Raw genomic sequence first — 26,156 nt, 5'->3', positions numbered from 1 at the left:
GACCTACCCGGCAGACCGGTTTGCGCCAATGGCGAACCGCTGGCGGTAGTCGCGCGGCATCAGCCCGACGACCTTGAGGAACACCTGGCGGAAGGCGCCAGGGTCCTGATACCCCACCTCCCACGCAATCTGTTCGACTGTGCGCTGCGTCAGCTCCAGCAACTCGCGGGCCTTGCCCATGCGCAGGTGTTGGGCGTACTCGGTCGGTTTCAGCCCGGTCGCCGCACGGAAACGCCGCAGAAAGGTCCGCTCCCCCAGCCCGGCACGCGCCGCCATGTCCGCCAGGCTCACGCCTTGCGCCACCTGGGTCTGCAGCCAGTGCTGCACCTTGAGCACAGCCTCGTCACCATGACTGAAGCTGGGCGCGAAGCTGCTGAAATACCGCTGCGAGTGGCGGCTAAGATCGACCACCAGGAAGCGCGCGGTCTGTGCCGCCACGCTGGGCCCGAGCAGGCGATTGACCAGCGCCAGGCCGAGGTCGGTCCAGGCCATCAGGCCCCCGGCAGTGATGATGTCGCCGTCGTCGATGATCAGCCGGTCGGCATCGACCTGAATCGCCGGAAACTGCTCCGCCAGCTCACGCGCCAAGTGCCAGTGGGTGGTCGCGATGCGTCCGTCGAGCAGGCCACTGTGGGCCAATAGAAAGGCCCCCGCGCACACCGAACCGAGGGTCACGCCACGCCCATGCTGCTCGCGCAGCCAGTCCGCCAGCGAAGCGATGATGGCGTCACTCGGCAAGTCCACCAGGCAGGGCGGCAGTACGATCACCGTCGCCTGCCCCACCTCGCCCGGATGGCTATCGAAGCAACAGCTCAGCCCCGCATCAGAGGCATCGACCTGCCAGTGCCGCACCCGCAACCTCGGCAGGCCCGCCGTCGCATGCTCGGCCGCAATACCGTTGGCCACGCCGAACAGGTCGGTCAGGCCATGCACTGCCGCCTGCTGCGCGCCAGGGTAGACCAGCAGGTCAATTCCCCGCACATCCGTATCCGCACACAGAGGCATCTGTCAGTTTCTCCCGCGATATTGTCGATCCAGCCAATCCACAAGCGGCCCCGCCAGCCAGCACAATCCAGCGCATCCATCCCTCAACAAGGAATAGCTCCATGAGCAAACAGGCGCTGATCATCGTCGACATCCAGAACGACTACTTCCCCGGCGGCAAATGGACCCTGAACGGTGCCGAAGCAGCCGCCGACAATGCTGCCCGCGCACTGGCTGCCGCACGCGCCGCAGGCGACCTGGTGGTGCACGTACGGCATGAGTTCGCCACGGCCGACGCGCCCTTCTTCGCCCCGGGTTCGACGGGCGCGCACGTCCATCCCAAGGTCACCGAGCAGGCCGGCGAGCCGGTGGTGGTCAAGCAGCAGATCAACGCCTTCCGCGACACCGCCCTGCAGACCATCCTGCAGGAACACGCCATCGAGCGCCTGGTGGTGGTCGGCAGCATGAGCCACATGTGTGTGGATGGCATCGTACGTGCCGCCGTCGACCTAGGCTATGCGACCATCGTGCTGCATGACGCCTGCGCCACCCTCGACCAGACCTTCAACGGCATCACCGTACCGGCCGCCCAGGTGCACGCCGCCTTCATGGCGGCCCTGGCCTTTGGCTATGCCGAAGTCCTCTCCACCGACGAGTACCTCGCCCGCGTGGGTTGAGTCCCACCGACAACTGGAACATCTGCACCTGCCCGTGGCTCCAAGCCCTAACAGCTAGCCGCGCAGGTGCAGCATGGAGTTGGTCATCGCCCGTCCCGAGGGACTCTACTGCCCACCCGGCGACTTCTACATCGATCCCTGGCGCCCGGTCGAACGCGCCGTGATCACCCACGGTCATGGCGACCATGCGCGCGGCGGCAGCCGTCACTACCTGGCCGCGGCGGCCGGTGCCGGTATCCTGCGCACCCGCCTGGGTGCCGACATCAACCTGCAGACCCTGGACTACGGCGAGCGCCTCGATCACCACGGCGTGACCCTCAGCCTGCACCCTGCCGGGCATGTGCTCGGCTCGGCGCAGGTGCGCCTGGAATACCGTGGCGAGGTGTGGGTGGCGTCCGGCGACTACAAGGTCGAACCGGATGGCACCTGCACGCCGTTCGAGCCGGTGCGCTGCCACACCTTCATCACCGAATCGACCTTCGGCCTGCCGATCTACCGCTGGCAGCCGCAGGCACAGATCTTCGCCGGCATCGACGACTGGTGGCGGCAGAACCAGGCCGCCGGGCGCGCCAGCGTGCTGTTCTGCTACGCCTTCGGCAAGGCGCAGCGCATCCTCCACGGCATCGACCCGCGCATCGGGCCGATCCTCGGCCATGGCTCGATGGAACCGCTCAACCAGGTCTACCGCGATGCTGGCGTGCACCTGCCGCCCACCCTCTACGCCGGCGACTTCAAGAAGAGCGACCCGCTGCTGCGCCAGGCGCTGATTCTCGCACCGCCCTCGGCAGGCGGCAGCCCCTGGATGCGCCGCTTCGGCGAGTACAGCGACGCCTTCGCCAGCGGCTGGATGATGCTGCGCGGCACGCGTCGGCGGCGCGGCGTCGACCGCGGCTTCGTGCTTTCCGACCATGCCGACTGGCCAGGCCTGCTGTGGGCCATCGAACAGACCGGCGCCGAGCGGGTGTTCGTCACCCATGGCTCGGTCAGCGTGCTGGTGCGCTACCTGCGCGAGCAGGGCCTGGACGCACAGGGCTTCGACACCGAGTACGGCGACGAGGATGAAACCGCGCCCGGTGCAGAAGCGGAGCCGAGCGTATGAGGGCCTTCGCCGACCTCTACGGCCGCCTCGACGCCACCACCTCGAGCAATGCCAAACTCGCTGCGCTGGAGGATTATTTCCGTACCGCCAGCGCCGAGGATGCCGCCTGGGCGGTGTACTTCCTCGCCGGCGGCCGTCCGCGGCAACTGGTGCCGTCGCGACAGCTGCGCGAACTGGCGATGCAGGCGGCCGACCTGCCGGAATGGCTGTTCGAGGAAAGCTACTCCGCCGTGGGCGACCTCGCCGAAACCATCGCCCTGCTGCTGCCCGAATCCAGTCATGAATCCACCGACGGCCTGGCCGTGTGGGTCGAGGAGAAACTCCTGCCCCTGCGCGGCCTGCCGCCAGAGGAACTGGCCGCACGGCTGCCGGCGTTCTGGGCGCAGCTCGACCGCCAGGCGCTGATGGTGTGCATCAAGCTGATCACCGGTGCGTTCCGCGTCGGCGTGTCCAAGCTGCTGGTGACCCGCGCCCTGGCCAGCCTCGCCGACATCGATGCCAAGCGCGTGGCGCAGCGCCTGGTCGGCTACACCGACCTGTCGCACCGGCCCAGTGCCGAGCGTTATCGACGCCTGATCGCCGCCGAATCGGACGACGAACACGCCCAGCGCGGCGGCCAGCCCTACCCGTTCTTTCTCGCCCACGCCCTGCAATTGCCGGTGGAACAGTTCGAGGAAAACCTCGGTCCGGTCGAGGCCTGGCAGGTGGAATGGAAGTGGGATGGCATCCGCGCACAACTGGTCAAGCGTGACGGCCGCCTGTGGTTGTGGTCGCGCGGCGAGGAACTGATCAGCGAGCGCTTCCCCGAGCTGGACGAGCTCACCGCGCGCCTGCCCGACGGCACGGTGATCGACGGTGAACTGGTGGTCTGGCGCCACCCGCCGACCATCGCGGCCGAGCAGGCCCACCTGCTCGACGGCGCGGCGCTTGAAGCCAAGGTGGAGGACGAAGTCGAGCGCTACGGCATCCAGCCATTCGCCCTGCTGCAGCAACGCATCGGCCGCAAGACCCTGGGCAAGAAGCTGCTCGAAGAGGTGCCGGTGGCCGTGCTCGGCTACGACCTGCTGGAATGGCAGGGCCACGACTGGCGCAGCCGCCCGCAACATGAGCGGCGCACTCAGCTGGAGCAGGTGATCGCCGCCTGCGCCAGCCCCCGGCTGATGCCCTCGCCGCTGCTGCACGGCGACAGCTGGCAGGCGCTCGCCGAGCAGCGCGAAGCCTCACGTCGCCTCGGCGTCGAAGGGATGATGCTCAAGGCACGCGATTCGCTGTACGGCGTGGGCCGGACCAAGGACATGGGCGTGTGGTGGAAGTGGAAGGTCGACCCATTCAGCGTCGACGCCGTGCTGATCTACGCCCAGCGCGGCCACGGCCGCCGCGCCAGCCTCTACAGCGACTACACCTTCGCCGTGTGGGACGGCCCGCCGGACGCCAGCGCGCGCAGCCTGGTGCCGTTCGCCAAGGCCTATTCCGGGCTGACCGACGAGGAAATGCGCAAGGTCGACGCCATCGTGCGCAAGACCACCGTGGAAAAATTCGGCCCGGTGCGCAGCGTCACCCCCACCCTGGTCTTCGAGCTGGGTTTCGAGGGTATCGCCCTGTCCAAGCGGCACAGGAGCGGCATCGCCGTGCGCTTCCCACGCATGCTGCGCTGGCGCCAGGACAAGGCCGTGGAGGATGCCGACACCCTGGCCATCCTCCAGGACCTGCTGCAATGAGCCTGGCCAGCGCCTGGTTCGCCCAGCGCGGGTGGAAAGCCTTCCCGTTCCAGAAGCAGGTCTGGCAGGCCGTGGCCAAGGGCGAATCCGGCGTGCTGCATGCCACCACCGGCTCCGGCAAGACCTACGCGGTGTGGCTGGCCGCGCTCAACCGGTTCGCCAAGGCCACGCCGGCGACCACCGCCACAGGTCAGCCACGCAAGCGCCAACCTGCCGCCGCGCCGCTCAGCGTGTTGTGGATCACGCCGATGCGCGCCTTGGCCGCCGACACTCAGCGCGCCCTGCAAGCGCCGCTGGACGAGCTGAACATCGCCTGGAGCGTCGGCCTGCGCACCGGCGACACGGGCAGCAGCGAACGCGCGCGCCAGGGTCGCAAGCTGCCCAGCGCGCTGATCACCACCCCGGAAAGCCTGACCCTGCTGCTCACCCGCAGCGATGCCGAGGCGCAGTTCGCCGGCCTGCGCATGCTGGTGGTGGACGAATGGCACGAGCTGCTCGGCAACAAGCGCGGTGTGCAGCTGCAACTGGCCCTGGCACGGCTGCGGCGCTGGAACCCTGGGCTGATCGTCTGGGGCCTGTCGGCAACCCTGGGCAACCAGGCGCACGCGCTGCAGGTGCTGCTCGGCAACACACCGGGGCGCCTGGTACAGGGTAAACAGGACAAGAGCCTGCGCATCGACACCCTGCTGCCGCCCGGCATCGAGCGCTTTCCCTGGGCCGGGCACCTGGGCCTGCGCATGCTGCCGCAGGTGGTCGACGAGGTCGAAAGCAGCGGCACCAGCCTGCTGTTCACCAACACCCGCTCGCAGGCGGAGATCTGGTACCAGGCGCTGCTCGACGCCCGCCCGGACTGGGCCGGGCTGATCGCCCTGCACCACGGCTCGCTGTCGCGCGAGGTGCGCGACTGGGTCGAGCTGGGCCTCAAGGAAGGCCGGCTGAAAGCCGTGGTGTGCACCTCCAGCCTCGACCTGGGCGTGGACTTCCTACCCGTTGAACGGGTGCTGCAGATCGGCTCGGCCAAGGGCGTGGCGCGCCTGCTGCAACGCGCCGGGCGCTCCGGCCATGCACCGGGGCGCGCCTCGCGGATCAGCCTGGTGCCGACCCACGCCCTGGAGCTGATCGAAGCCGTCGCCGTGCAGGACGCGGTCGCCGCCGGACGCATCGAGGCCCGCCAGTCGCCGCAGAAGCCGCTCGACGTACTGGTCCAGCACCTGGTCAGCATGGCCCTCGGCGGCGGCTTCCACCCCGCTGAGCTGCGCGATGAAGTGCGCAGCGCCTGGGCCTATCGCAGCCTCAGCGATGACGAATGGCAGTGGGCCCTGGCTTTCGTCCGCCATGGCGGCAACTCGCTCACCGCCTACCCTGACTACCAGCGCGTCGAGCCGGACGAACACGGCGTCTGGCGCGTGCCCAACGCGGCCCTCGCACGGCGCCACCGGATGAGCGTCGGCACCATCGTCAGCGATGCCAGCATCACCGTGAAATTCTGGGCCAAGGGCGGCAGCGGCGGTTCGCTGGGCAGCGTCGAGGAAGGCTTCATCGCCCGCCTGCGCCCCGGCGACTGCTTCCTCTTCGCCGGGCGCCTGCTGGAGCTGGTACGGGTGGAGAACATGACCGCCTACGTCAACCGCGCCAAGGCGCGCAAGGCGGCGGTACCACGCTGGAATGGCGGGCGCATGCCACTGTCCAGCGAGCTGGCCGACGCCGTGGTGGCACGTTTCGGCGAGGCGGCGCAGGGCCGCTTTCGCGGCCCGGAAATGCAGCTGCTGCGGCCGCTGCTGGACGTGCAGCAGGCCTGGTCGGCGCTGCCCACCGCCGACTCGCTGCTGGCGGAAACCCTGCATTCGCGCGAAGGCTGGCACCTGTTCCTCTACCCCTTCGCCGGGCGCAGCGTGCACCTGGGCCTGGCCAGCCTGCTGGCCTGGCGCCTCGGCCAGTTGCAGCCGGCGACCTTCTCCATCGCCGTCAACGACTACGGCCTGGAACTGCTCTGCACCAGCCCGGTGGATTGGCCACGCTGGCTGAACACCGATCTGCTGCGCAGTGACGACCTGCTGCACGACGTGCTCGCCAGCCTGAATGCCGGCGAGCTGGCGCGGCGGCGCTTCCGCGAGATCGCCCGTATCGCCGGGCTGGTGTTCGGCGGCTACCCCGGCGCGGCGAAAAGCGCCCGCCAGTTGCAGGCGTCCAGCGGGTTGTTCTTCGACGTGTTCCAGCAATACGACCCCGACAACCTGTTGCTCGGCCAGGCCCAGGAGGAAGTGCTGCGCCAGGAGCTGGACGTGCAGCACCTGCAACTCACCCTGCAGCGCCTGCGTCAGTTGCGCCTCGACCTGCGTGAGGTGAAGCGTCCTCCACCGCTGGCCTTTCCTCTACTGGTCGAGCGCTTTCGCGAGAGCCTCAGCTCGGAAAAGCTCGCCGACCGCATCGCCCGCTTGCTGGCTGATCTGGAGAAGGCCGCCGGCCCCGGCGCTTATCCGGTAGAGCCACACAGCCGTCCCCTTATCGAGCGCGAGCCTGCCGCCAGCAAACGCGCGCGCCTAAGAAAAGACGGCCGTGCACGAACCCAACGATAGCGATCACCTCATGACCAGGAACACGCCCATCGATAGCGCTCAACTTGACGTCAGCGTCGCCGGTGAAACGCTCTGCCTGCTGGCCGACAAGGCCCTGTACTGGCCCAAGCAAAAAACCCTGCTGGTCGCCGATATCCATATCGGCAAGGCCGCGGCTTATCGCGCCCAAGGCCAACCGGTGCCCCATGGCACCACCCGGCAAAACCTGGCACGCCTGGATGCGTTGCTGGGCCGGCATGCCTGCCAGCGCCTGATATTCCTCGGCGACTTCCTGCATGCCCGCGCCGCCCATGCGCCATTGACCCTGGCGGCCCTGCACCAGTGGCGCGAGCAGCATGCCGAGCTTGAAATCATCCTGATTCGCGGCAATCACGATCGCCATGCCGGCGACCCACCGGCCAGCCTGAACATGCAGGTGGTTGACGAGCCTTTTCTGCTCGGCCCCTGGGCCTTGCAGCACGAACCCACCGCCCACCCCACTCACTGGGTGATCGCCGGGCATGTGCATCCGGTATTCGCCCTGCGCGGTCGTGGACGACAACGGTTGCGCATGCCGTGCTTCTGCCTGCAGCCAGGGCTCCTGCTATTGCCTGCCTTCGGCGAGTTCACCGGCGGCATGCTCGTGGCCGCAGAGAGCGACCGGCAGATTTACGGGGTCGCCGATGGGCATGTCTGGGCACTGAACAGCTAACCATTCATCCATCAGGCTGAACATGACGCCATCTGACGCAGTCCTGTACTGACACCCACAGGGAGATTTGCCATGACCACCTACGACTCGAAAACACTGAGCGTGATCGCGCCAAGCCACAACCTGAACGGCTGGGAACGTGCCCTGTCGATTGGCGCCGGCCTGGTGATGACCACACGCGGCCTGCGCCGTGGCGGCATCGGCGGTATCTATCGGGCCGGGCTCGGCGGATTGCTGGTACTGCGCGGCTTGCGCGGGCATTGCAGCGTCAAGGGCTTTACCCAGGACCCGGCCGAAGAAATCCGCTTTCTCAGTGCCGAGTTGCGCCGCGCCTCCAACGCGCTGTCCCAGCTTGCCAATGACGTCGAGAAAAACAACGCGCGCGGCAGCAAGGGCAAGAACGGCAAGGCTACCGTGGTGATCGATCAGGTCGACCCGGTTATCGCCGATGCGGTGGCCAAGGTAACCAACTGACACGCCGCTGGCGCGCTCCGGCTGCACGGCGCAGGGAACGCCGAGGGCAGGTCAGGCCTTGTCGTCGCTGCGCCGCATGATGTAGCTGTCCATGATCCAGCCATTGGCTTCGCGTGCGGCAGCCCGCACGCGACGGATCTCATCCGCCACATCACGCAGCTTGCCGGCCACGAGGATCTCATCGGGCGTGCCGACATAGGCGCCCCAGTAGATGTCGATATCCTGATCGACGTAATGGCGGAAGCTGTCTTCGGCATCCAGCATCACCACCACGCTGTCGGCATCCGGATAGGCAGCCGCCACCTTGCGCCCGGTGGTGACTTCGATGGACTTGCCGATCCGATTCAGCGGCACGCGGTGCTTGGCAGCCAGGGCCTGGATGCTGCTGATGCCGGGAATGACCTCGTAATCGAACGAATGCACGCCCGTCGCCACAATGGCTTCGACGATGCGGATGGTGCTGTCGTACAGGCCTGGATCGCCCCAGACCAGGAACGCTCCGCATTGGCCGTCGGCCAGTTCCTCGCCGATCAGCCGCTCGAACACCTGCTGCTTGTCACGGTTCAGGTCTTCGATACTGGCGTGGTAGTCGGCTCGGTCACGCACGCGCTCAGGGCTGGTCGCCTCGACGATGCGATAACGGTCGTGGCGGATGTAGCGCTGGCAGATTTCCTTGCGCAGGGCGACCAGCTTGTCTTTGGCCGGCCCCTTGTCCATGACGAAGAACACGTCGACTTCATTCAGCGCGTTGACCGCCTGCATGGTGATGTAGTCGGGGTTACCGGCGCCGATGCCGATGATGAGGATCTTTTTCATGGAACAAACTCGCCTGGAACGGATGGTGCGCAGCATACCAGCGGGCAGCGGCCATGCGCTCGCCGGTCCGGCGTTGGAGGCCAGAGCCGGGCAAGGCGTCGAGCCTGTCTAAAGGGAGGGAAAACACTCCAGATACCTGGGGTGCGCGGCCGGGGACAACGCACACCCTATGGTCGTACTGGCGCTGAAATCACGGAGAGCGTGGCAGGGTCAGATCACCCTGCGGCGTGCGAGACCTGCGGATCGATCTTGCGGCGCTCTACCAGAGTCTGGATCGCACGCAGGGAAATCGCTTCCCCCGTATAGGTGGGCAGCTCGCTGTGCACCCACTGGCTGCCCTGGCCGCGACACGTAACAGTGCCACCTTCCAGAGCCAGATCACGTTGCAGGTGACGAATCTCCTTGTCCATCAGCTCGGCGTTGAGCAGGACTTGCGAGTCGATCACTCGGCGCAACGGCTTGTCCTTGCCGCGCTCCAGCGTGATCAGCATGGACCCGTCGGCGCGAGGCCTGAACGAAACGTCATGCCCATCGAAAGCCTTCAAAAAACCATCCAGTACAAATTCCACGGTCGTGCACTCCACTGTTTACCTAAAACACAGGGAGCAGTAAGCATGCCAGGCCGCGATAAAATATTTTCTACTTGAATATCAATAGCTTAAAAACAAAGCAAGACTTCATAAACCATGCAATTTGCACGAAACCATCGCTGAGCCCATGCAATATGCAGGTATGGCCCGAGCGCCGAAACGGCCTCTGCCGATCCAGCGCTCGCGCGTCGTCACTCAGTGCTTGTGCTCGGTGGGCTCGTCCTTTTGCACGGCGACGTCTACCTGCACAGCACCGGCTTTCTCGAAGTGCAGGGTCAGCGGAAACCGTTCGCCATCACGCAACTGCTGTTTCAAGCCGAATAGCATCACGTGGTAGGCCATGGGCGCGAAGCTCACTTCACCATTGGCCGGCACCTCCACGGTCTGCACCTGCTGCATTTTCATCAGCCCGCCCTGGTGCACGTGCTCATGCAACTCAGCCTTGCTCGCCACCGGCGTGTCGACGCTGAGCAGACGGTCTGCGCTGTCACCCTTGTTGTGCACCACGAAATAGGCCGCTGCCGTCGGTGCGCTGGGCGGCATTTCCCGCGACCAGGGATGGTCGATGTGCAGGTCGCCTGCTTCGTATTCGTGGGCACTGGCCAGGGGTGCGGTAATCAGCAAAGCCGCGAGCAGCAGGGTGGATTTCAGGGTCATGGGTTTTCTCCTTGCAGGGGTGAACAAGCAGGTGAGGAACGGCGCTCGGTACGGATCCGGGGACGCCGCAAGCGACGCCAGCCAAGCACGGCGCCGCTGAGACTGATGACCAGGCCACCAAGGCTGGCGGCGATGATCAGGGTTTCACGCAACAGGGGACGCTCCAGCAACGGCAGCCAATCCCAACTGTGTAGCAGGTTGAACAACCAACGGGCAGCACGACGGCGCTGATCGAGCTGATCGACCAGCGCGCCGCTGTACGGGTCAAGGTAGATCCAGGTGGCGGCCTCGTCATCGAAGCGTACCTGCAATACCGGCAAGCGTTTGCTCAGGCTGCCATTCATGCTCTGTTCGGCGCGGGCGTAATGGTAGTCGTCATAGTGCTCCAGCCAGTGAGTCTGCAGGTGACCTGCGGGCTGCATGGCATGCGCAGCCCGCAGCAGCGTGTCTGCCGGCAACAGCGGCAAGGCCGGCGAGCCGGGCACATCCAGAGGCAGGATACGGCTGTCTCCCGTGCGCGCCAGGCCGACGACATAGGCTTGCCCGCCGAGCATGCGCCACTCCAGCTCGCTGACCCGCAGGCCACTTTGTCGCAGGCGCACCAGGCTGTCCTGCACGGAATACGGCAGGTTTTCCGCACGCAGCTCGGCACCGCGCAAATCTGCTGCGGACAATGTCGAGCGGCTATCGAGCAGGTGCCACGGGCGCATGGACATCAGCCCGCTGAAGATCCAGGCGATCAACAACGTGCCGAACAGCAATCCGGCGATATGGTGCCAACGGGCGAAGCCGCCGGCATAGGGCGAGCGCGAGCCACTGCGATAGGGCCGCGAAAAGCGCCAGCGCAGGATGCCGACGACCTGCCCGAGCAATGCCATGGCGGTAGCCGCCAGCGACAGATAGATGACGATATCCGCCGCCCAGCCGTCGAACAGCCCGCCGCGCAACGGATACAGCCAGTGCAGCCAGGCGCCCAGCCAGTTCCAGGCCCGCTCGCGCGCCGTGGCATCCAGCCAGACGCGCCCGGTGTGGCTGGATATGTACAGGCGGCGCTGCTGGGCGTCGTCGACATCGACCACATGGAAGGGCCGCTCCGCGCTGAGCGCCCGCGAGTGACTCCACATGTCCTCGTCGACCAGCCCGCGATAACGGGCCGCCACGCCACCGGCGAATGCCTGCGCACTGGCCAGTGCTGCTTCGCGATCAACGGCGCTGATCCGTGCTCCACTCAGCGCATTCACCGCCACCTCCGGTTGCCCCGGATAGGCCAGCAGGTAACGCGGCTCCCCCGCCACCGAGGTCAGGCGCAGGCTCGTCGGCGCCTCGCTCATGCCGCTGGCTGCCAGTGCCTGGGCTGGGTCGATGCAGCACCCCGCCGCCGTCAGCTCGGGTAGCGGCGCCAGGTGTTCGCGTGGTGTCAGCTTGGGGTAGCCGACATACAACATGACCACGCCCGAGACGAACCACAGGGCCATGAACAGGCACAACGCGATACCCAGCCAGCGATGCCAGAGATACAGGTAGCGTTTCATCGGTGCCCCCTCAGAACCGCGTATCCAGCGCCAGTTCGACGCTGCGCGGCTCGCCCAGGTAGTACTGGGTATTGCTCTGGTGGATGAAGCGCGCGTAGACCTCATCGGTCAGGTTGCGCACGCGCGCCGTAACGCTGGTCCGCTCGTCCAGGCGCAGCTTCACGAAGGCACCGAACAGGGTGTAGGACGGCACCCACAGGGTATTGGCGTTGTTCGCGTACACCGATGAAACGTAACGGGCATCCACCCCGCCCTGCCACTGGGAAGAAAAGTCGTAGGTCAACCAGAGGTTGGCCACGCGGTCGGGAATGTTCACCGGGGTCTTGCCCTTGCGCGACACGACCACAGCGCCGACCTTCTCGTTGAAGTCATCGTACTCGGCATCCACCCAGGCGAAATTGCCCTCGGCCAACAGCGCCGGGGTAATGCGCAACGAGGCCGCCAGTTCAAGCCCGCGCGACGTCTGCTGCCCGGCCTGGATGGTGGCGTTGGCATTGTTCGGGTCGGTAACCGGGAAGTCCTTGCGCACGATCTGGTAAACCGCCGCCGTGGTGGTCAGGCGCCCGTCGAAGAAATCCGCCTTGCTGCCGATCTCCACCTGGCGTCCGGTGCTGAGGTCGAAGTCCCCCACCTGCCCGGCACTGGCGCCCGTCAACGAGCCACCGGGCGGCTCGGCCGAGGTGCTGTACTGGGCATACAGGTTGGCATCGGGTGTCAGTTGATAAACCAGGCCGGCCCGCCCGGTCAGCGCATCCCAGCGACGCTCCACCGAGGTGGGTGTCGTACCCGGCGGGTTGTCCAGATGAAAGTCGATATGGTCGACACGCAACGCGGTGACCAGGCTCAGGCGCTCGCTCAGGTGCTGCAGGTTCTCGGCAAAGGCGGCCAGCGTCTTGACCTGGGTACTGCGCCCTTTCTGCCGCGCGCCCGCCATACCGGGAATAGCGTCGAAGTGCCCTGGGTCGAAGGCACCCGGGTCAACGCTGTCATAGGCACCGCCCGAGCGCGGGAACACTGTCTGCTGGTTGACGCTGTAATCGGCACCGAAGGCCCAATCACTGCGCAGGCCGAACAGTTCCCCCTGGCGCAGCAGCTCCAGGCGGTTGCCGTTCAGCTCCTGGTCATGCCGTTGCAGGTAGGCACCGGAACGCAGCACCTGCGTATTGCCTGGCGTGTAGCGGTACACCTCCAGGTTCCGGTAATCGCGCTGGCCCTGGTAGTGATAGAAGGTATTGCGCAGCGAGGTCGCTTCGTCGAGGTGATAGTCGGTGATCGAGCGCACCCAACGCGTGCGCTGTTCGTAGCGACCATCCTCGACGTTGTAGTTGTTGAAACGGTGATGGGTATCGATCTTCAACGTGCCCTGCTGCGGGTTCAGGGTCGGCGCGCCCCAGTACGGGCTGTCTTCCTTTTCCTCCAGGTATTCGATGGCCAGGGTGTGGGAAAGCTCGGGGGTGAAATCGCTGAGCAGCGAAAACGCCAGGCTGGTTGCCCCGCGCTCCTGGCGGTCGATGTAGCCGTTGCTGCTGTCCCGGCTGAAATCCAGGCGGGCATAGTGACGCGGACCGTCGCCGTCGTTGAGGGCCTGGTTGACGCCAATGGCGGTCTGCCAGGTATCGAAACTCGCGTAACTGATGCGCGCCTCACCGGCCTGCTCATCGCGGCTGGCCAGGCGCGTGATGTAGTTGAGCGAACCGCCCACCGAGCCACTGCCATGCAGGAAGGACGACGGGCCACCCACCAGTTCGACGCGGTCGTAGATCCAGGAATCGACCGGCCGGTTGGCACTCCCCGATTGCAGGCTGATGCCATTGAACAACTGGTTGACCTGCGCACCATTGAAGCCGCGATAGGCCACATAACCGCCCCACCCCGGTGGCGCCGAGGCGTTCACTCCGGGCAGGGTATTGGCAATATCCAGGGTATTGCGCGCGCCCGCCTGTTCGATCCGGCTACGCTCGGCGACGCTGACCGAGGCCGGGTTTTCCCGCACCGTGAGGCCCAAGCGGGACCCCGAATCGACCGTGCGCTCGAGCGACAGGCCAGTAGCTGGTTCTTCATCCGCGGTGATGGTGCTGCTGGGCAGATCGAGCGGGGCATGCTGGGCCCACGCCACATTCCCGGTGCTGACCAGCAGCACCAGGCAGGTAGTTCTTATAGACATGCTGTAACGCCTTCCAGGCAAAACGATGGATCACGTCTGAGCGCCACCGAACATGCACAGGCACGGGCAGGCGGTCAGCGTGCGTAAATCATCAGGCGGAAGGCGTAGGGGAAGCGCGGGGATTGATCGACGGCCAACTGTCGCGGGGAGGCGGTTGGGCGCGGCTGAGCAGGATGGCCGGAGCCACCGCACTACCCGGCAGGAACTTCAGGACCCAGGCCGAGGAATTCAGCGCCACCGCCTGGCCGAAGGAAGAACACAGCGGGCAGGACAACATCGAAAGTTGCGCCTGGTCCCCTTGGGAGCCGGACAGGTCGATGCCGGCACCGCTGTCGGAGCCGATCGAACAGAATCCGCCACCCAGGCCACTCAGGCTGAGGCCGCTCATCTGCCCGTGATGAATGCCACAGACGAACAGACTGAACAGTACGCTGGCGTACAGCGTCCAGACAGTCAGCGAACGGCGTTGGCGGGCAAGATTCATGGCGGCGACTCTAACACTCGGCTGCTGGCAGGTAGAACCAGGGCTACGCGGTCAATTGCCGCATCCGCGACGATCAACGGGGCAAGTAAAGCGGAGCCAGGGGAACCTGTCGACTCGATAACAGCCTGATCTTGAAAATCACCGCCACCGGCGAAGTCGATTGCAGCGGCTCGTGCTTTCGGCGATAAGCCTAGGGTCTATTGACGCTTCGACATGAGTGGCTGGATCAAGGCACAAGCGGACGTTCGACCGTTTGTGTTTCATGACGCGCCTATTGGTGGGCTGAAGCCCACCCTACGCAGGGGCCGGCTTTTGTAGGGTGGGCTTTAGCCCACCAACTCTAATGCCCGAAATTGCCTCAAAGCAGCCCGTTCGAGGGCTGGATTGAAAAGACATTTCTATCCGACTCACTGAGTTGAAGCGAAACATCAACAGACTCCAGTTTTTTTGACGTTGTGAGGTTGCTAGCGGATGTATCACGGGGAACGACTCAACGCCTGGACACACCTGGTCGGCGCCGTGCTGGCCTGCATCGGCGCCATCTGGCTAATCGTACTGGCCAGCCTTACCGGCGACCCGCACAAGATCGTCAGCGTCTCCATCTACGGCTTCGCCCTGGTGGTGCTCTACAGCATTTCCACCCTGTACCACAGCGTGCGCGGCCCGAAGAAGTTGGTCATGCGCAAGCTCGACCACCTGTCGATCTACCTGTTGATCGCCGGCAGCTACACGCCCTTCTGCCTGGTCACGCTGCAAGGCGCATGGGGCTGGACGCTGTTCGGTATCGTCTGGGGCCTGGCCGCGATCGGCATGCTGCAGGAGATCAAGCCACGCAGCGAAGCCCGCGTGCTGTCCATCATCATCTATGCGGTGATGGGCTGGATCGTGCTGATCGCGGTCAAACCCCTGATCGCCGCACTCGGCAGCACCGGCTTCACCTGGCTGGCGGCCGGTGGCGTGTTCTACACCGTGGGCATCATCTTCTTCGCCTATGACAGCCGCTTCCGTCACTGGCATGGCATCTGGCATCTGTTCGTGATTGCCGGCAGCGTGCTGCACTTCGTGGCGATCCTGCTCTATGTGTTGTAGTTGCCAGGTCTCTTTCGAGAATCATTAACAATTGAGACAAACTGCGGATACGCATAAGCTAGCGCGCTTCGCTCATCGCGCCCGGCTTCAGGCCTGTCCCATCCATGTCGCAGCAATATTCCTCGCTCCTGGCCTGCTTCATCGCCGAACGTCAGCGCCTGGCCACGTACCTGGCCGGACGTACCGGCTGTGCCGCCACGGCTGAGGATCTGCTGCAGGAAGCCTGGCTCAAGCTCAACCGCACCCACACCAGCGAAACCATCAGCAATCCGTTGGCTTACCTGCGACGCATGGCCACCAACCTGGCGATCGACGACGCCCGCGCCAACGCACGCCGCCTGCTCGATCCGATGGAAATCGACACGCTGCTGGATATTGCCGACGAAGCCCCGAACGCCGAGCAGGAAGCCTCGGACAGCCAGCAACTGGAGAAGCTTGCCGAGATCATCGATGAACTGCCGGCCCGACGGCGTGAGCTGTTCCTCGCCGCCCGCGTCGAGGGGCTGCCGCACAAGGCCTTGGCCGAGCGCTTCGGCGTCAGTGTGCGCACCATCGAACTGGAAGTGCATCGCGCCCTGGATTACTGTGCCCAGCGTCTGCGCCAGTTGGCCGGCGAAACGGAATTCTGAACCTGCCATGTACAGTCACACCCCTTGCCAGCCCACATGCGCCCGATGAACCAGCCAACCGCCTCCCCGCTGCCGGACCTCGACAGCCAGGCCAATGCCTGGGTGGTGCGTATCACCTCGGGCCAGGCCACGGTCGAAGATGCGCGCGCCTTGAAAGACTGGTGTGCATTGAGCCCGGCGCATGCGCAGGCCTATCGGGCAGCGGCACAGCTGTGGAAACAGACCGGTCGCGCCGCGCCGCAGGTGCCACGCAAACCCCGTCGCCTGCGGCGGATGCTCATGGGAGCCGTGGCAGCCGGTGTGCTACTGGCAGTGTTCGCCCCCCTGCAACTGGGCCATCTGCCTGACGCCCAGGCGCTGTTGGCGGACCACGCCACCACGCAAGGCGAACGGCGGCGCGTCGAACTGCCGGATGGCAGCGTGGCCGAACTCGACGCACGCACCCGCCTGGATGTCGACTTCAGCGGTAGCGAGCGGCGCATCCGTCTCGGCAGCGGGGCAGCCATCTTCCACGTGACCCACGATGCACAGCGACCCTTCGTGGTCAGCGCCGACGATGGCAGCGTCACCGCCCTGGGCACCGTCTTCGAGGTACGCCATCAGCATGACGGCATCCGCGTGACCTGCAGCGAAGGCGTGGTTGCGGTACGCCAGGCCGGCTTCGAGCAGGCTCTGTTGCACGCCGGAGAGCAGCTCACCTACGACGCGCGCCAAGGGCCGAGTGCCACAGCCCGTGTCGACACCGACCAGGCACTGGCCTGGCGCCAGGGCCTGCTGGTGTTCAAGAACCGTCCCCTGCAGGAACTGGTGGATGAGGTCAATCGCTACCACAGCGGCCGCATCCTGCTCGCCAACGAACGGATCGCACGCATGCCGGTCAGCGGCGTGTTCCACCTGCAACGGCCTGACGAAGCGCTGAAGCACATCGAAAGCAGCCTGCAACTGAGCGCGACCCGCCTGCCAGCCGGCCTGATTCTGCTGCGCTGAATTATTTTCAGGAAAATCTTGCGGGTCCCCCCTGCGGGTAGCGTCATTCAGATAAGAACGCGTTTCAAACGCGCTTATCAAATACTGCTATTGGGGGAATCATGGGCAACAGACGCACACGCTTCGCACAGGCCACGCCTACCAGCACACCGCCTTTCTCACGCCACGCCCTGGTCGGCGCCCTGCTGCTCGGTTGCTCGACTGCATTTCTCGCCACAGCGTCGGCCGTCGCTGCCGAAGCCACGAGCCAGACCAACGCCCAGGCCCTGCACTTCGACATCCCCGCCCAGTCGCTGGATGACGCGTTGGCCGCCTACGGCATCGCTAGTGGCGTGCAGGTGTTGTACGGCGCATCGCTGACCACCGGTCTGCAATCCAGTGCGGTCAATGCCCTGCTCACTCGCGAACAGGCCCTGTCACGCCTGCTCGGCGGCACCGGCCTGAGCTACCAGTTCACCGGAGAACGCAGCGTCACGCTGCAGGCCCCTGCCGCGCGCAAGACCCAGGCCATGGAATTCGCGCCCATCATGGTCACCGGGGAAAAGATCAACCGCACCCTGGAGCAGACCCAGTCCAGCGTGGTGGTCAACACCGCCGAGACCTTGCGCGCCCATAGCGACCGTGACCTGGGTGACGTATTCGCCCGCACGCCAGGGGTCTATACCCAAGCCGGCAACGAAACCTGGGGCATCCGTGGCGTACCGGTTTCCGGCTTCGATGACCAGGGCCCGGCCACGCTCAATGGCGCGGTGTCGGTCTATGTCGATGGCGCCCAGCAGCCGAACCGCGCCCTGACCCTGAGCCCCCTGCCCATGTGGGATGTGGAACAGGTGGAAGTCTTCCTCGGTCCGCAGTCGACCACTCAGGGCCGCAACTCGCTGGCCGGTGCCGTGGTGGTTCAGACGCGTGCACCCAGCTTCGAGCCTTCACTGGCCCTGCAGAGCAACGTCGGCAACTACGGTGAGCGCGGCGCCGCTGTCGCCGCCGGTGGTGGGCTGGTCGACAACGTGATCGCCGGGCGGATCGCCGTCGACTACCAGGAAGGTGATGGCTACATCGACAACATCGCCCGCGACCAGGACGCCAACCCGCGCCATGCCAGCAATGTGCGCGGCAAGCTGCTGGTACTGCCCAACGATGATCTCGATGTCCTGTTGACCTATGCCCACAGCGATACCCGCCAGGGTGACAACTCGATCCTGCGCGACAGCGGCCGCGTGCGGTACTACAAGATTTCTTCGGACACCGCAGCATTCGACAAACTGCAGCAGGACACCCTCAGCGCCAAGCTCGACTATCGCCTCGATGACAGCTGGAGCCTGACCAACCTCACGACTTACACCCGTTCCGACTACGACGCACGCCTGGATTTCGACCAGACGGCCGATGACAACGAAGAGATCCTGCGCACCCAGGACACCCGCATGTTCAGCCAGGAACTGCGCCTGGCTTACCAGGGAGATACGGTGCGTGGCTTCGCAGGTGCCTATTACGGGCGCACACGCAACAACCTGCATGACCGCCTCAACTTCGATGATGTGCTTTTCGGCACGGTCAAAGGCGATACCCGGCTCACCAACCAGGCTCTGTTCGGCGAGCTGAACTGGACCTTCGTTCCGCAATGGACGCTGGTCACGGGGCTGCGCTACGACCGCGAGCGCAACGAGACGGACATTACCGAGGATGATTTCTCCGGCCCGGCGCAAACCTCCAAGACCTTCCATGCCGTGCTGCCCAAACTGGGCCTGAACTACGAACTGGCCAGCAATCAGTTCCTGGGCTTCATGGTGCAGAAAGGCTACCGGGGTGGTGGTGTCAATGTGCGTGCAGGTAGCAGCCACGCCGCCTATGACCCGGAATACACCACCAACTACGAGCTGTCGTACCGCGGTGCCTGGCTGGACGACAGCCTGCGTGCACGCGCCAACCTGTTCTACACCGACTGGAAAGACCAGCAGGTCAGCGTGCGAGACCGCAACACCAACTTCATTCAGGTCTATAACGCCGCCAGCAGCCAGATCAAAGGTCTGGAGCTGTTCCTCGAGCGGGACATCAACAGCCACCTGGAACTGACAGCAGGCCTGGCCTACACCGATGGTCGCTACAAGAAGTTCGAACAGGGCAACAACACCCTGAAGAATGAACCGTTCCTCTATGCCCCCCGCTACAAGGCCTCGGTCGGCGCGCTGTACCGCTTCGACAACGGGCTGCGCCTCGGCAGTGACGTGGTCTATCAGGAAGGCACACCCTCGCAGTACCAGTTCGACGCCAACGGCAAGAGCCACATGCGCAAGAGCGACAGCTATGTGCTGGTCAACTTCAACGCCGAATACGAACTGCTGGATGGCCTGGTCGTGTCGGGTTACGTGAAGAACCTGTTCGACAAGCAATACGTCACCAACAACCGGGATGACGACATCATCGATGTCGGCGCACCGCGGACACTCGGAGTGGTGTTGAACTACCGCCTGTAGGCACAGGTCGACGGCCGATAATCGCCGCTCTGCTCAGTCATGGCCCCGCACCCTGTGTCGGGGCCATTGTGCATGTGCAGGGTGTCCGCTGAGTGTTTTCTATTGCCCGTAAACGATCCCGGGCACTCCAAAAACATCATTAGCCTGCCGACCGATGGCGACCCTGCGCGTCGAAAAAATGGCTCCAGAAAGCAGGCGCGATCTCATCAATGAAATGTGATGCAGGCCGCACAATCTCCGGCGTACACTCATTTTCACAAGGACAAATGAGAGTGCGTTCATGCGCAAAAAACCCCAGGTTTTGTTGTTCATAGCATTAGGGATTGCAGCATTCATCACCCCCCTCGGCCTGTCGCTTTACATCGCCTGGGATGACGGCCGAACAGAAGCCACCCGCTATCTCGAACAGCTCGCCAGTGATGTGTTGCGACGCTCCACAGCGACCCGTGCGCAGATCGATACGGCCTTGGATACATTGAGCAAGACGCCTGATGCCGATCCCTGCTCGGCAGATCAGCTACGCCGCATGCGGGCCATTGCAGGTGGCGCCAAGTACCTGCAAGGCATGGGCTATATCAAGGAGGACCACTTGCTGTGCTCGTCCCTGACCCAGCTCGATGAACCGATTGCCCTCGGCAAACCGCAACGCCTCACCTCCACCGGCTTCACCTACTGGGGCCTGGTCAACCTGCCCGGGGTTTCGGGCGGCCCGTTCAACATCAATGCCCGCGATGGCTACGCGACCATCCTCGACCCGGACCTGGTGGTCGATATCCTGCCCGAGCAATCGCCCATTTCGATTGTCCAGGTCAACACGGAATCCGGGAGCATCCTGCGCTCCCGTGGCGAGTTCAGGAAAGAGTGGCTGGCGGCCTACCACGGGCAGAAACAGATCTACTCCGATGACAATCACTTCGTCGTCATCCTGCCAGCCAGTAATCAGGAGACTACGGCCATCGCGGCGATGCCCCACTCGCAGTTGATCGATGACATCAAGGATGCCGCCGTTCATGTGGTGCCTTATGGTCTGATCATCAGTGTGCTGCTCGCCGCGCTGACGTACTTCATCGCCCGCTATCGGTTGTCACTCAAGGCGCAACTGCAGTCTGCCCTCAAGAAGCGCGAATTCTTTCTGCTGTATCAGCCGGTGATCGACCTGCGCAGCAACCGTTGTGTCGGCGCCGAAGCGCTGATCCGCTGGCGGCAGCCCAATGGCGAGCTGGTCAGCCCGGTCATCTTCATCCCCGCGGCAGAGCGGCACGGGCTCATCCAGCAGGTCACCGCCCAGGTCATGGAGATGGTCGCGCACGACACGACGGAACTGATCACCAACAATCCGGAAACACATATCGCCATCAACTTCTCCGCCGAAGACCTGCATTCGGTGGAAATCGCCGAGCGCCTGCAAACCCTGATCAAAAGCACCGGCGGGACATCGCGCAATATCCTCATCGAAGCCACCGAGCGTGGCTTCATGAGCCCGGACAAGGCCAAGGGCGTGCTGTTCTCGGTACGTTCGCAGGGCTTCAAGGTGGCCATCGACGACTTTGGCACCGGCAACTCGAGCCTCTCCTACCTGGCTACCTACGACCTGGACTTCCTGAAAATCGACAAGATGTTCGTCGACGCCCTGGGCACCGATACCGCCAGCAGCCGAGTGGCCTTCCACATCATGGAAATGGCCAGGACCCTGAATCTGCAGATGATTGCCGAGGGGGTCGAAACCGAAGAGCAGCGCGACATCCTGCGCAATGCCGGCGTGCAATTCGCTCAAGGATGGGTGTTCGGTAAACCGATGCCGATAGCCGAGCTGACCACGTTCATTCACCAACGCAACAGCCTCAATCCCGAACCAGCACCCAGCGAGCCAGATGCCCGTCAGTGAACGCGGGCTGCTGCGCAATGGCCCGTTGCGCAGCAGCCGCGCGGTGATTCAATGATCGTGCTTGCTGCCGCCCCGACAGGTCGGTGAATCCGGCGCAGCGCCCTGTTCACGCCACTCCTGCGGCGTATAGGTATGCAGCGCCAGGGCGTGGAACTGGCCCATCAGATCGCCCAGGCTGGCGTACACCTTCTGATGGCGCTTGACCGCGTTGAGTCCGGAGAACGCCTCGCTGACCAGCACCGCCTTGTAGTGGGTCTCCTGACCGCGGCTGTGCATATGGCTCTCGTCCACTACCTCGATATGCTCTGGCTGCAAGACCGTGAGCGCCTGCTGGATCTTCTCGCGCATGCTCATGCCCGGTTCCTCATGGCTGCTTGGCTTCGAGCTCGGCCGTCATTTCGGCGAGCAGCTTGTTCACTTCCGGCACAGCCGCCTGCAGGCGCTGCTGAGAAATCTGGATCGACTGCGAGGCGAGCGCCGGCATCTTTTCCAGCACCTTGCGCCCGACCGGGCTCTGGTAGAAAGCCATCAGTTCCTTCAACTCCGCCTCGGTGAAGGTGGTCGTGTACAGCTTGACCATGTCCGGTTTGAGCTTGTCCCAACCAATAGCGCGGTTCAGCGCTTCATCGGCCTTGGCCTGATAGCGCTCCAGCAGCACACGTTTGTTCTGCGGGGCCTGCGCCTGGGCAAAGCGCTCGGCAAACATCTGCTGCACCTGGGTATAAACCGGCACGCTCAGTTTGTCGGCATGGGTCAGCGTGAGAAAACGCTCGGCCTCAGCGGCATGGCTGGCCGCATCGGCGAACACGGAGCTACTGCCAGCCAGTAGCAGAGCAGAACAGAGAAGGCGCAGACGCATGAGCAAATCCTGTGGCAGGTGACGGGCCCCATGATTCGGGCCGCGAGGCCGGCCATTCTGCGCCGCACTGGGCTCATGCTCAAGCCGACCACAATCACAGCCCCCGACAAGCCCTTGTCAAAATGCCAGCACTTGTACATTCTTCCCCACCCTTGTCATGCTGCGCGCCAAGCAAATGGCGCCTATTCTCGTCCACCTCCCGAGGTGGATGCTTCACACATGGACGTGTCTGAATGAGTAGCTTGATCCTCCCTGATAGCACTGTGGCCGCGCAGAACCTCTGCGACGCTAGCGGTCGACTTGATCCCCGCGCCGTGGGCTGGTCCCCGCGCCCCCTTGTGGAGTGCGCCCTGCCCGGTAACTGGGGCCGGCGCAAGCGCTGGAATCACTGGTGCATCACCACCCCGCACTGGATGCTGACCCTGACCCTCGCCGATCTCGACTACGTCAGTTACGGCGGCGCCCACTTTCTCGACCTGGACAGTGGCAAGCTGGTCTCGCACACCCAGCGCCGCCCATTCGGCATGGGCTGTCATCTGCCAGACAACGCCATGCAGAGCCATGCGTTCAACCATCACCGCCTGCAACTGCGTGCCGATGATCGCGGCAGCAACATTCGTCTGACCGCCACAGCCCCGAGAATCGGCGGGCAGCCACTGCAACTGGCCCTCGACATTCAGCGCCCAGCCCATCTCGATTCGGTGAATCTGGTCTGTGCCATGGGCGAGAAGACCTTTCATGCCACCAGTCGGCAGCTTGGCCTACCCGTGAGCGGCAACCTGCAACTGGGTGGCCAGACCTATAGCTGCCCACCCGGACAGAGCTTCGCCTCGCTGGATTTTGGCCGTGGCGTATGGCCGTTGCGCACACACTGGAAGCGAGTGGTCTTTTCCGCGCCGGGCGGTATTGCCGGTAATTTCGGCTCAGGATGGTGCGATGCCAGCGGCCTGTCAGAAAATGCCTTGTGGTTCGGTGGTGAATTGCTCCATCTGAATGAACCGGTAACCATCGAACAGCACCCCAGCGGCGCCTTGGCACCCTGGCACCTGAGCTGTGCCAGCGAGCACGTCGACCTGACCTTTACCCCTCTTCAACACCATCACGCCCGACCACAGGTCGGTCCGTTTTTCGCCGATACCCGCCAATGGTTTGGTTATTTCGACGGTATCCTGCGTGGCCCCCGTGGCGAAAAGGTACCCGTGGCCCGCGCCTATGGCTGGCTCGGCGAAACACGCGCATGCTGGTAATTGCCACGCTCAGGGAACCCGGAGCGCTGCCTCAGGCCTAAGACCCTGGCGCCTGCATTTCGGCGGCCAGTCATGCCGCCGCCGTCTGCCATGCGCATGCTGTGGATACCGCCCCACCGTCTGGAGATCGCTCATGAGCCGTATCGAAACCGACAGCCTCGGCGCTATTGATGTTCCTACCGAGGCTTACTGGGGCGCGCAGACCCAGCGCTCCCTGATCAACTTCGCCATCGGCGAGCAACGCATGCCATTGGCCGTCCTGCATGCCCTGGCGTTGATCAAGAAGGCCGCCGCACGGGTCAACAGCCGCATCGGTGAGCTACCACCGGATATTGCCCGCCTGATCGAGCAGGCTGCCGATGAAGTCCTCGCCGGCGAGCATGATGAGCAGTTCCCGCTGGTGGTCTGGCAGACCGGCAGCGGCACGCAGAGCAACATGAATGTCAACGAAGTCATCGCCGGCCGCGCCAACGAGCTGGCCGGCAAGGGGCGCGGCGGCAAGAGCCCAGTGCATCCCAACGACCATGTCAACCGTGCACAAAGCTCCAACGACAGCTTCCCCACAGCCATGCACATCGCAGCGATCCAGGCCGTGCAGCACGATCTGCTGCCAGCGCTCGCTGAACTGAGTGCCGGCCTGGCCGATCAGTCTGCCCGCCACATGCACCTGGTGAAGACCGGCCGGACCCACCTGATGGATGCCACGCCGATCACCTTCGGCCAGGAGCTGTCCGCCTTCGTCGCCCAACTCGAATATGCCGACAAGGCCATTCGCGCCACCCTGCCCGCCGTGTGCGAACTGGCCCAGGGCGGTACGGCAGTCGGCACCGGCCTGAATGCACCCCATGGTTTCGCCGAAGCCATCGCCGCCGAACTGGCCGCGCTCAGCGGCCTGCCCTTCATCACCGCGCCCAACAAGTTCGCTGCGCTGGCCGGCCATGAACCGTTGACCAGCCTGTCCGGCGCGCTGAAGACCCTTGCCGTGGCGCTGATGAAGATCGCCAACGACCTGCGCCTGCTCGGCTCCGGACCACGTGCCGGTTTTGCCGAAGTACGCCTGCCGGCCAACGAACCCGGCAGCTCGATCATGCCGGGCAAGGTCAACCCGACGCAGTGCGAAGCGCTATCGATGCTGGCCTGCCAGGTGCTCGGCAACGACAGTACCATCGCCTTCGCCGCCAGCCAGGGACACCTGCAACTCAACGTGTTCAAGCCGGTGATCATCCACAACCTGCTGCAATCGATACGCTTGCTCGCCGATGGTTGCCGCAACTTCAACCAGCACTGTGTCGCGGGCCTGGAGCCGGATGCGAAACAGATGGCAGATCACCTGGAACGTGGCCTGATGCTGGTCACCGCACTGAATCCACATATCGGTTACGACAAGGCAGCGGAAATCGCCAAGAAAGCCTATGCCGAAGGCCTCAGCCTGCGTGAAGCCGCCTTGCAGCTCGGCTACTTGAGCAATGACGAATTCGACGCCTGGGTGCGTCCGGAAAACATGCTGGAGTCGGGTCAACATGGTTGATGACGTGAAGAGTGGTGCCACCCCGCTGGAGGGCGACGGCAAACGTATCCTGATGATTGTCGGTACGCCCAAGGCAGACAGCCTGTGCCACGCATTGGGTGAAGCCTATGCCGTAGGCGCCCGCCGTGAAGGCCATGTGGTGCGTCAGTTGAAACTGGGGGATATGCAGTTCGATCCGGTACTGCACGATGGCTACGCGCAGAGCCAGAACCTGGAACCGGACCTGCTCGAAGCCCAACGGCAGATTCACTGGGCCGAGCATCTGGTGTTCGTCTACCCCGTCTGGTGGGGTGGCCTGCCCGCGTTGCTCAAGGGCTTCTTCGACCGGGTGTTCCTGCCCGGCTTCGCCTTCAAGTACCGCAACCGCTCGCAGCTGTGGGACAAGTTGCTCACTGGCCGCACTGCCGATCTACTCGTTACGATGGATACGCCGCCCTGGTATTTCCGCTGGATCTACGGCGCTCCCGCACACCGGCAGATGACCCGTACCATTCTCGGCTTCAGCGGCATCAAGACCCGTCGCATCGCTCAGTTCGCACCCGTGCGCCCCTCGACCGAAGCCCAGCGCCAGAATTGGCTGCGCAAGGCCGAATTGCTCGGCGGTCGCGCTTAACGCCAACAGCCCTCCCGGCGTCGCCAAAACGGCGCCAAAAAACGCCATCTTCGCCCATCAAGATGAGAGACAGTCGGCAAATCAACCATTTGTCCGACAGTCCCTCTATGCCCTGGCGACGGATTAGACTGAAACTCAGCATCCTGTCTCAGGAGATACTGCCATGCATGCTCAACGCGCCATCGACCCCGCACCGGGCACCCACTACCGCAGTGAACGCATCAGCGCCGTCAACGGGCAGTATTTCTTCTCCACCCGCGAAGGCACGCTGGAAGGCCCCTTCTTCACCCGCGTGGATGCCGAACGCGAAATCGGCTTCTACATCCAGCGCATGCAGCAATCGCAAAAGATCACCGAGAGCCGGGTCTACTGACTGCCGTCGT

At 64.3% G+C, this 26,156-nt stretch carries 24 protein-coding genes; 15 read left to right on the top strand and 9 right to left on the bottom strand.

What is annotated here, in order from left to right:
- Positions 1-3: 3 nt before the first annotated feature.
- Positions 4-1,005 (bottom strand): GlxA family transcriptional regulator, encoded by a 1,002-nt coding sequence (locus tag ACWPW0_RS07560; protein ID WP_454254920.1) that lies wholly within the window; start codon positions 1,003-1,005, stop codon positions 4-6.
- Positions 1,006-1,106: 101 nt separating this feature from the next.
- Here ACWPW0_RS07560 and ACWPW0_RS07555 point away from each other — a divergent pair, with 101 nt between their 5' ends.
- The 6 genes from ACWPW0_RS07555 (at position 1,107) to ACWPW0_RS07530 (ending at position 8,219) form a co-directional block, all read left to right on the top strand.
- A complete protein-coding gene (locus tag ACWPW0_RS07555; protein WP_454254919.1) occupies positions 1,107-1,661 on the top strand; it encodes a cysteine hydrolase family protein in 555 nt (184 codons plus the stop codon).
- 73 nt (positions 1,662-1,734) lie between these two features.
- A complete protein-coding gene (locus ACWPW0_RS07550; protein WP_454254918.1) occupies positions 1,735-2,760 on the top strand; it encodes a ligase-associated DNA damage response exonuclease in 1,026 nt (341 codons plus the stop codon).
- Positions 2,757-4,478 (top strand): ATP-dependent DNA ligase, encoded by a 1,722-nt coding sequence (locus ACWPW0_RS07545; protein ID WP_454254917.1) that lies wholly within the window; start codon positions 2,757-2,759, stop codon positions 4,476-4,478. Before ACWPW0_RS07550 ends, ACWPW0_RS07545 begins: the two co-directional genes overlap by 4 nt.
- The gene (locus ACWPW0_RS07540; RefSeq protein WP_454254916.1) at positions 4,475-7,054 is read left to right on the top strand and encodes a ligase-associated DNA damage response DEXH box helicase; all 2,580 of its coding nucleotides are present in this window, start codon (positions 4,475-4,477) and stop codon (positions 7,052-7,054) included. Before ACWPW0_RS07545 ends, ACWPW0_RS07540 begins: the two co-directional genes overlap by 4 nt.
- Before the next feature lie 10 nt (positions 7,055-7,064).
- Positions 7,065-7,745 (top strand): ligase-associated DNA damage response endonuclease PdeM, encoded by a 681-nt coding sequence (gene pdeM / locus ACWPW0_RS07535; protein WP_454254915.1) that lies wholly within the window; start codon positions 7,065-7,067, stop codon positions 7,743-7,745.
- Positions 7,746-7,817: 72 nt separating this feature from the next.
- Complete coding sequence (locus ACWPW0_RS07530; RefSeq protein ID WP_447590594.1) at positions 7,818-8,219, top strand: hypothetical protein; 402 nt, start codon at positions 7,818-7,820, stop codon at positions 8,217-8,219.
- A 51-nt stretch (positions 8,220-8,270) separates the two neighbouring features.
- Here the strand turns inward: ACWPW0_RS07530 and cobF are convergent, their stop codons facing one another.
- From cobF to ACWPW0_RS07500, 6 genes are all read right to left on the bottom strand, one after another.
- The gene (gene cobF / locus ACWPW0_RS07525; protein ID WP_454254914.1) at positions 8,271-9,035 is read right to left on the bottom strand and encodes a precorrin-6A synthase (deacetylating); all 765 of its coding nucleotides are present in this window, start codon (positions 9,033-9,035) and stop codon (positions 8,271-8,273) included.
- A 215-nt stretch (positions 9,036-9,250) separates the two neighbouring features.
- Positions 9,251-9,604 (bottom strand): DUF3509 domain-containing protein, encoded by a 354-nt coding sequence (locus tag ACWPW0_RS07520; protein ID WP_454254913.1) that lies wholly within the window; start codon positions 9,602-9,604, stop codon positions 9,251-9,253.
- 216 nt (positions 9,605-9,820) lie between these two features.
- Positions 9,821-10,282 carry a copper chaperone PCu(A)C gene (locus ACWPW0_RS07515; protein ID WP_454254912.1) on the bottom strand — a complete coding sequence of 154 codons (462 nt, stop codon included), beginning with the start codon at positions 10,280-10,282 and terminating at the stop codon, positions 9,821-9,823.
- Entirely contained in the window at positions 10,279-11,814 is a 1,536-nt protein-coding gene (locus ACWPW0_RS07510; RefSeq protein WP_454254911.1) for a PepSY domain-containing protein, read from the bottom strand. Before ACWPW0_RS07510 ends, ACWPW0_RS07515 begins: the two co-directional genes overlap by 4 nt.
- A 10-nt stretch (positions 11,815-11,824) precedes the next feature.
- Positions 11,825-13,978, bottom strand: a complete 2,154-nt coding sequence (locus ACWPW0_RS07505; protein ID WP_454254910.1) for a TonB-dependent receptor — start codon at positions 13,976-13,978, stop codon at positions 11,825-11,827.
- Between the two features lie 91 nt (positions 13,979-14,069).
- Entirely contained in the window at positions 14,070-14,462 is a 393-nt protein-coding gene (locus tag ACWPW0_RS07500) for a DUF2946 domain-containing protein (RefSeq protein WP_447590584.1), read from the bottom strand.
- A gap of 471 nt (positions 14,463-14,933) precedes the next feature.
- Between ACWPW0_RS07500 and trhA the strand changes: the two genes are divergently transcribed.
- The 5 genes from trhA (at position 14,934) to ACWPW0_RS07475 (ending at position 21,526) form a co-directional block, all read left to right on the top strand.
- Positions 14,934-15,551 carry a PAQR family membrane homeostasis protein TrhA gene (gene trhA, locus ACWPW0_RS07495; RefSeq protein ID WP_454254909.1) on the top strand — a complete coding sequence of 206 codons (618 nt, stop codon included), beginning with the start codon at positions 14,934-14,936 and terminating at the stop codon, positions 15,549-15,551.
- 104 nt (positions 15,552-15,655) lie between these two features.
- Positions 15,656-16,180, top strand: a complete 525-nt coding sequence (locus ACWPW0_RS07490) for an RNA polymerase sigma factor (RefSeq protein ID WP_447590580.1) — start codon at positions 15,656-15,658, stop codon at positions 16,178-16,180.
- 45 nt (positions 16,181-16,225) lie between these two features.
- Positions 16,226-17,167: a FecR family protein gene (locus ACWPW0_RS07485; RefSeq protein ID WP_454254908.1), complete on the top strand. Its 942-nt coding sequence runs from the start codon at positions 16,226-16,228 to the stop codon at positions 17,165-17,167.
- 101 nt (positions 17,168-17,268) lie between these two features.
- On the top strand, positions 17,269-19,641 hold the full coding sequence (locus ACWPW0_RS07480; protein WP_454254907.1) for a TonB-dependent receptor domain-containing protein: 2,373 nt from the start codon (positions 17,269-17,271) through the stop codon (positions 19,639-19,641).
- 280 nt (positions 19,642-19,921) lie between these two features.
- Positions 19,922-21,526, top strand: coding sequence for an EAL domain-containing protein (locus ACWPW0_RS07475; RefSeq protein ID WP_454254906.1), 1,605 nt, complete (start codon positions 19,922-19,924; stop codon positions 21,524-21,526).
- Between the two features lie 48 nt (positions 21,527-21,574).
- On the opposite strand, the gene ACWPW0_RS07470 is transcribed toward ACWPW0_RS07475, so the two are convergent.
- Positions 21,575-21,880 (bottom strand): BolA family protein, encoded by a 306-nt coding sequence (locus tag ACWPW0_RS07470; RefSeq protein ID WP_454254905.1) that lies wholly within the window; start codon positions 21,878-21,880, stop codon positions 21,575-21,577.
- 10 nt (positions 21,881-21,890) lie between these two features.
- A complete protein-coding gene (locus ACWPW0_RS07465) occupies positions 21,891-22,385 on the bottom strand; it encodes a DUF2059 domain-containing protein (protein WP_447590572.1) in 495 nt (164 codons plus the stop codon).
- Positions 22,386-22,618: 233 nt separating this feature from the next.
- Here ACWPW0_RS07465 and ACWPW0_RS07460 point away from each other — a divergent pair, with 233 nt between their 5' ends.
- The 4 genes from ACWPW0_RS07460 to ACWPW0_RS07445 all read left to right on the top strand — a co-directional run bounded on the left by ACWPW0_RS07460 (position 22,619) and on the right by ACWPW0_RS07445 (position 26,146).
- Complete coding sequence (locus ACWPW0_RS07460; protein WP_454254904.1) at positions 22,619-23,632, top strand: DUF2804 domain-containing protein; 1,014 nt, start codon at positions 22,619-22,621, stop codon at positions 23,630-23,632.
- Positions 23,633-23,765: 133 nt separating this feature from the next.
- Positions 23,766-25,160, top strand: a complete 1,395-nt coding sequence (locus tag ACWPW0_RS07455; protein ID WP_454254903.1) for a class II fumarate hydratase — start codon at positions 23,766-23,768, stop codon at positions 25,158-25,160.
- Positions 25,153-25,773, top strand: a complete 621-nt coding sequence (locus ACWPW0_RS07450) for an NAD(P)H-dependent oxidoreductase (RefSeq protein ID WP_454254902.1) — start codon at positions 25,153-25,155, stop codon at positions 25,771-25,773. The genes ACWPW0_RS07455 and ACWPW0_RS07450 overlap by 8 nt, the downstream gene beginning before the upstream one ends.
- A 163-nt stretch (positions 25,774-25,936) precedes the next feature.
- Complete coding sequence (locus ACWPW0_RS07445; RefSeq protein ID WP_447590567.1) at positions 25,937-26,146, top strand: DUF6316 family protein; 210 nt, start codon at positions 25,937-25,939, stop codon at positions 26,144-26,146.
- Positions 26,147-26,156: the final 10 nt, after the last annotated feature.

This window comes from Pseudomonas sp. Marseille-Q8238 (assembly GCF_965111915.1).
Note: the sequence above shows the minus strand (reverse complement) of the source record. Positions and strands in the feature narration are given on the sequence as shown.

Excerpts from the sequence above, each read along its gene's own strand:
- ACWPW0_RS07560 (WP_454254920.1), bottom strand. The coding sequence starts at position 1,005 with ATGCCTCTGTGTGCGGATACGGATGTGCGGGGAATTGACCTGCTGGTC.
- ACWPW0_RS07555 (WP_454254919.1), top strand. The coding sequence starts at position 1,107 with ATGAGCAAACAGGCGCTGATCATCGTCGACATCCAGAACGACTACTTC.
- ACWPW0_RS07485 (WP_454254908.1), top strand. The coding sequence starts at position 16,226 with ATGAACCAGCCAACCGCCTCCCCGCTGCCGGACCTCGACAGCCAGGCC.
- ACWPW0_RS07530 (WP_447590594.1), top strand. The coding sequence starts at position 7,818 with ATGACCACCTACGACTCGAAAACACTGAGCGTGATCGCGCCAAGCCAC.
- ACWPW0_RS07515 (WP_454254912.1), bottom strand. The coding sequence starts at position 10,282 with ATGACCCTGAAATCCACCCTGCTGCTCGCGGCTTTGCTGATTACCGCA.
- trhA (WP_454254909.1), top strand. The coding sequence starts at position 14,934 with ATGTATCACGGGGAACGACTCAACGCCTGGACACACCTGGTCGGCGCC.
- ACWPW0_RS07455 (WP_454254903.1), top strand. The coding sequence starts at position 23,766 with ATGAGCCGTATCGAAACCGACAGCCTCGGCGCTATTGATGTTCCTACC.
- ACWPW0_RS07545 (WP_454254917.1), top strand. The coding sequence starts at position 2,757 with ATGAGGGCCTTCGCCGACCTCTACGGCCGCCTCGACGCCACCACCTCG.
- cobF (WP_454254914.1), bottom strand. The coding sequence starts at position 9,035 with ATGAAAAAGATCCTCATCATCGGCATCGGCGCCGGTAACCCCGACTAC.
- ACWPW0_RS07500 (WP_447590584.1), bottom strand. The coding sequence starts at position 14,462 with ATGAATCTTGCCCGCCAACGCCGTTCGCTGACTGTCTGGACGCTGTAC.
- ACWPW0_RS07445 (WP_447590567.1), top strand. The coding sequence starts at position 25,937 with ATGCATGCTCAACGCGCCATCGACCCCGCACCGGGCACCCACTACCGC.
- ACWPW0_RS07470 (WP_454254905.1), bottom strand. The coding sequence starts at position 21,880 with ATGAGCATGCGCGAGAAGATCCAGCAGGCGCTCACGGTCTTGCAGCCA.
- ACWPW0_RS07465 (WP_447590572.1), bottom strand. The coding sequence starts at position 22,385 with ATGCGTCTGCGCCTTCTCTGTTCTGCTCTGCTACTGGCTGGCAGTAGC.
- ACWPW0_RS07505 (WP_454254910.1), bottom strand. The coding sequence starts at position 13,978 with ATGTCTATAAGAACTACCTGCCTGGTGCTGCTGGTCAGCACCGGGAAT.
- ACWPW0_RS07550 (WP_454254918.1), top strand. The coding sequence starts at position 1,735 with ATGGAGTTGGTCATCGCCCGTCCCGAGGGACTCTACTGCCCACCCGGC.
- ACWPW0_RS07480 (WP_454254907.1), top strand. The coding sequence starts at position 17,269 with ATGGGCAACAGACGCACACGCTTCGCACAGGCCACGCCTACCAGCACA.
- ACWPW0_RS07460 (WP_454254904.1), top strand. The coding sequence starts at position 22,619 with ATGAGTAGCTTGATCCTCCCTGATAGCACTGTGGCCGCGCAGAACCTC.
- ACWPW0_RS07540 (WP_454254916.1), top strand. The coding sequence starts at position 4,475 with ATGAGCCTGGCCAGCGCCTGGTTCGCCCAGCGCGGGTGGAAAGCCTTC.
- pdeM (WP_454254915.1), top strand. The coding sequence starts at position 7,065 with ATGACCAGGAACACGCCCATCGATAGCGCTCAACTTGACGTCAGCGTC.
- ACWPW0_RS07475 (WP_454254906.1), top strand. The coding sequence starts at position 19,922 with ATGCGCAAAAAACCCCAGGTTTTGTTGTTCATAGCATTAGGGATTGCA.
- ACWPW0_RS07490 (WP_447590580.1), top strand. The coding sequence starts at position 15,656 with ATGTCGCAGCAATATTCCTCGCTCCTGGCCTGCTTCATCGCCGAACGT.
- ACWPW0_RS07450 (WP_454254902.1), top strand. The coding sequence starts at position 25,153 with ATGGTTGATGACGTGAAGAGTGGTGCCACCCCGCTGGAGGGCGACGGC.
- ACWPW0_RS07510 (WP_454254911.1), bottom strand. The coding sequence starts at position 11,814 with ATGAAACGCTACCTGTATCTCTGGCATCGCTGGCTGGGTATCGCGTTG.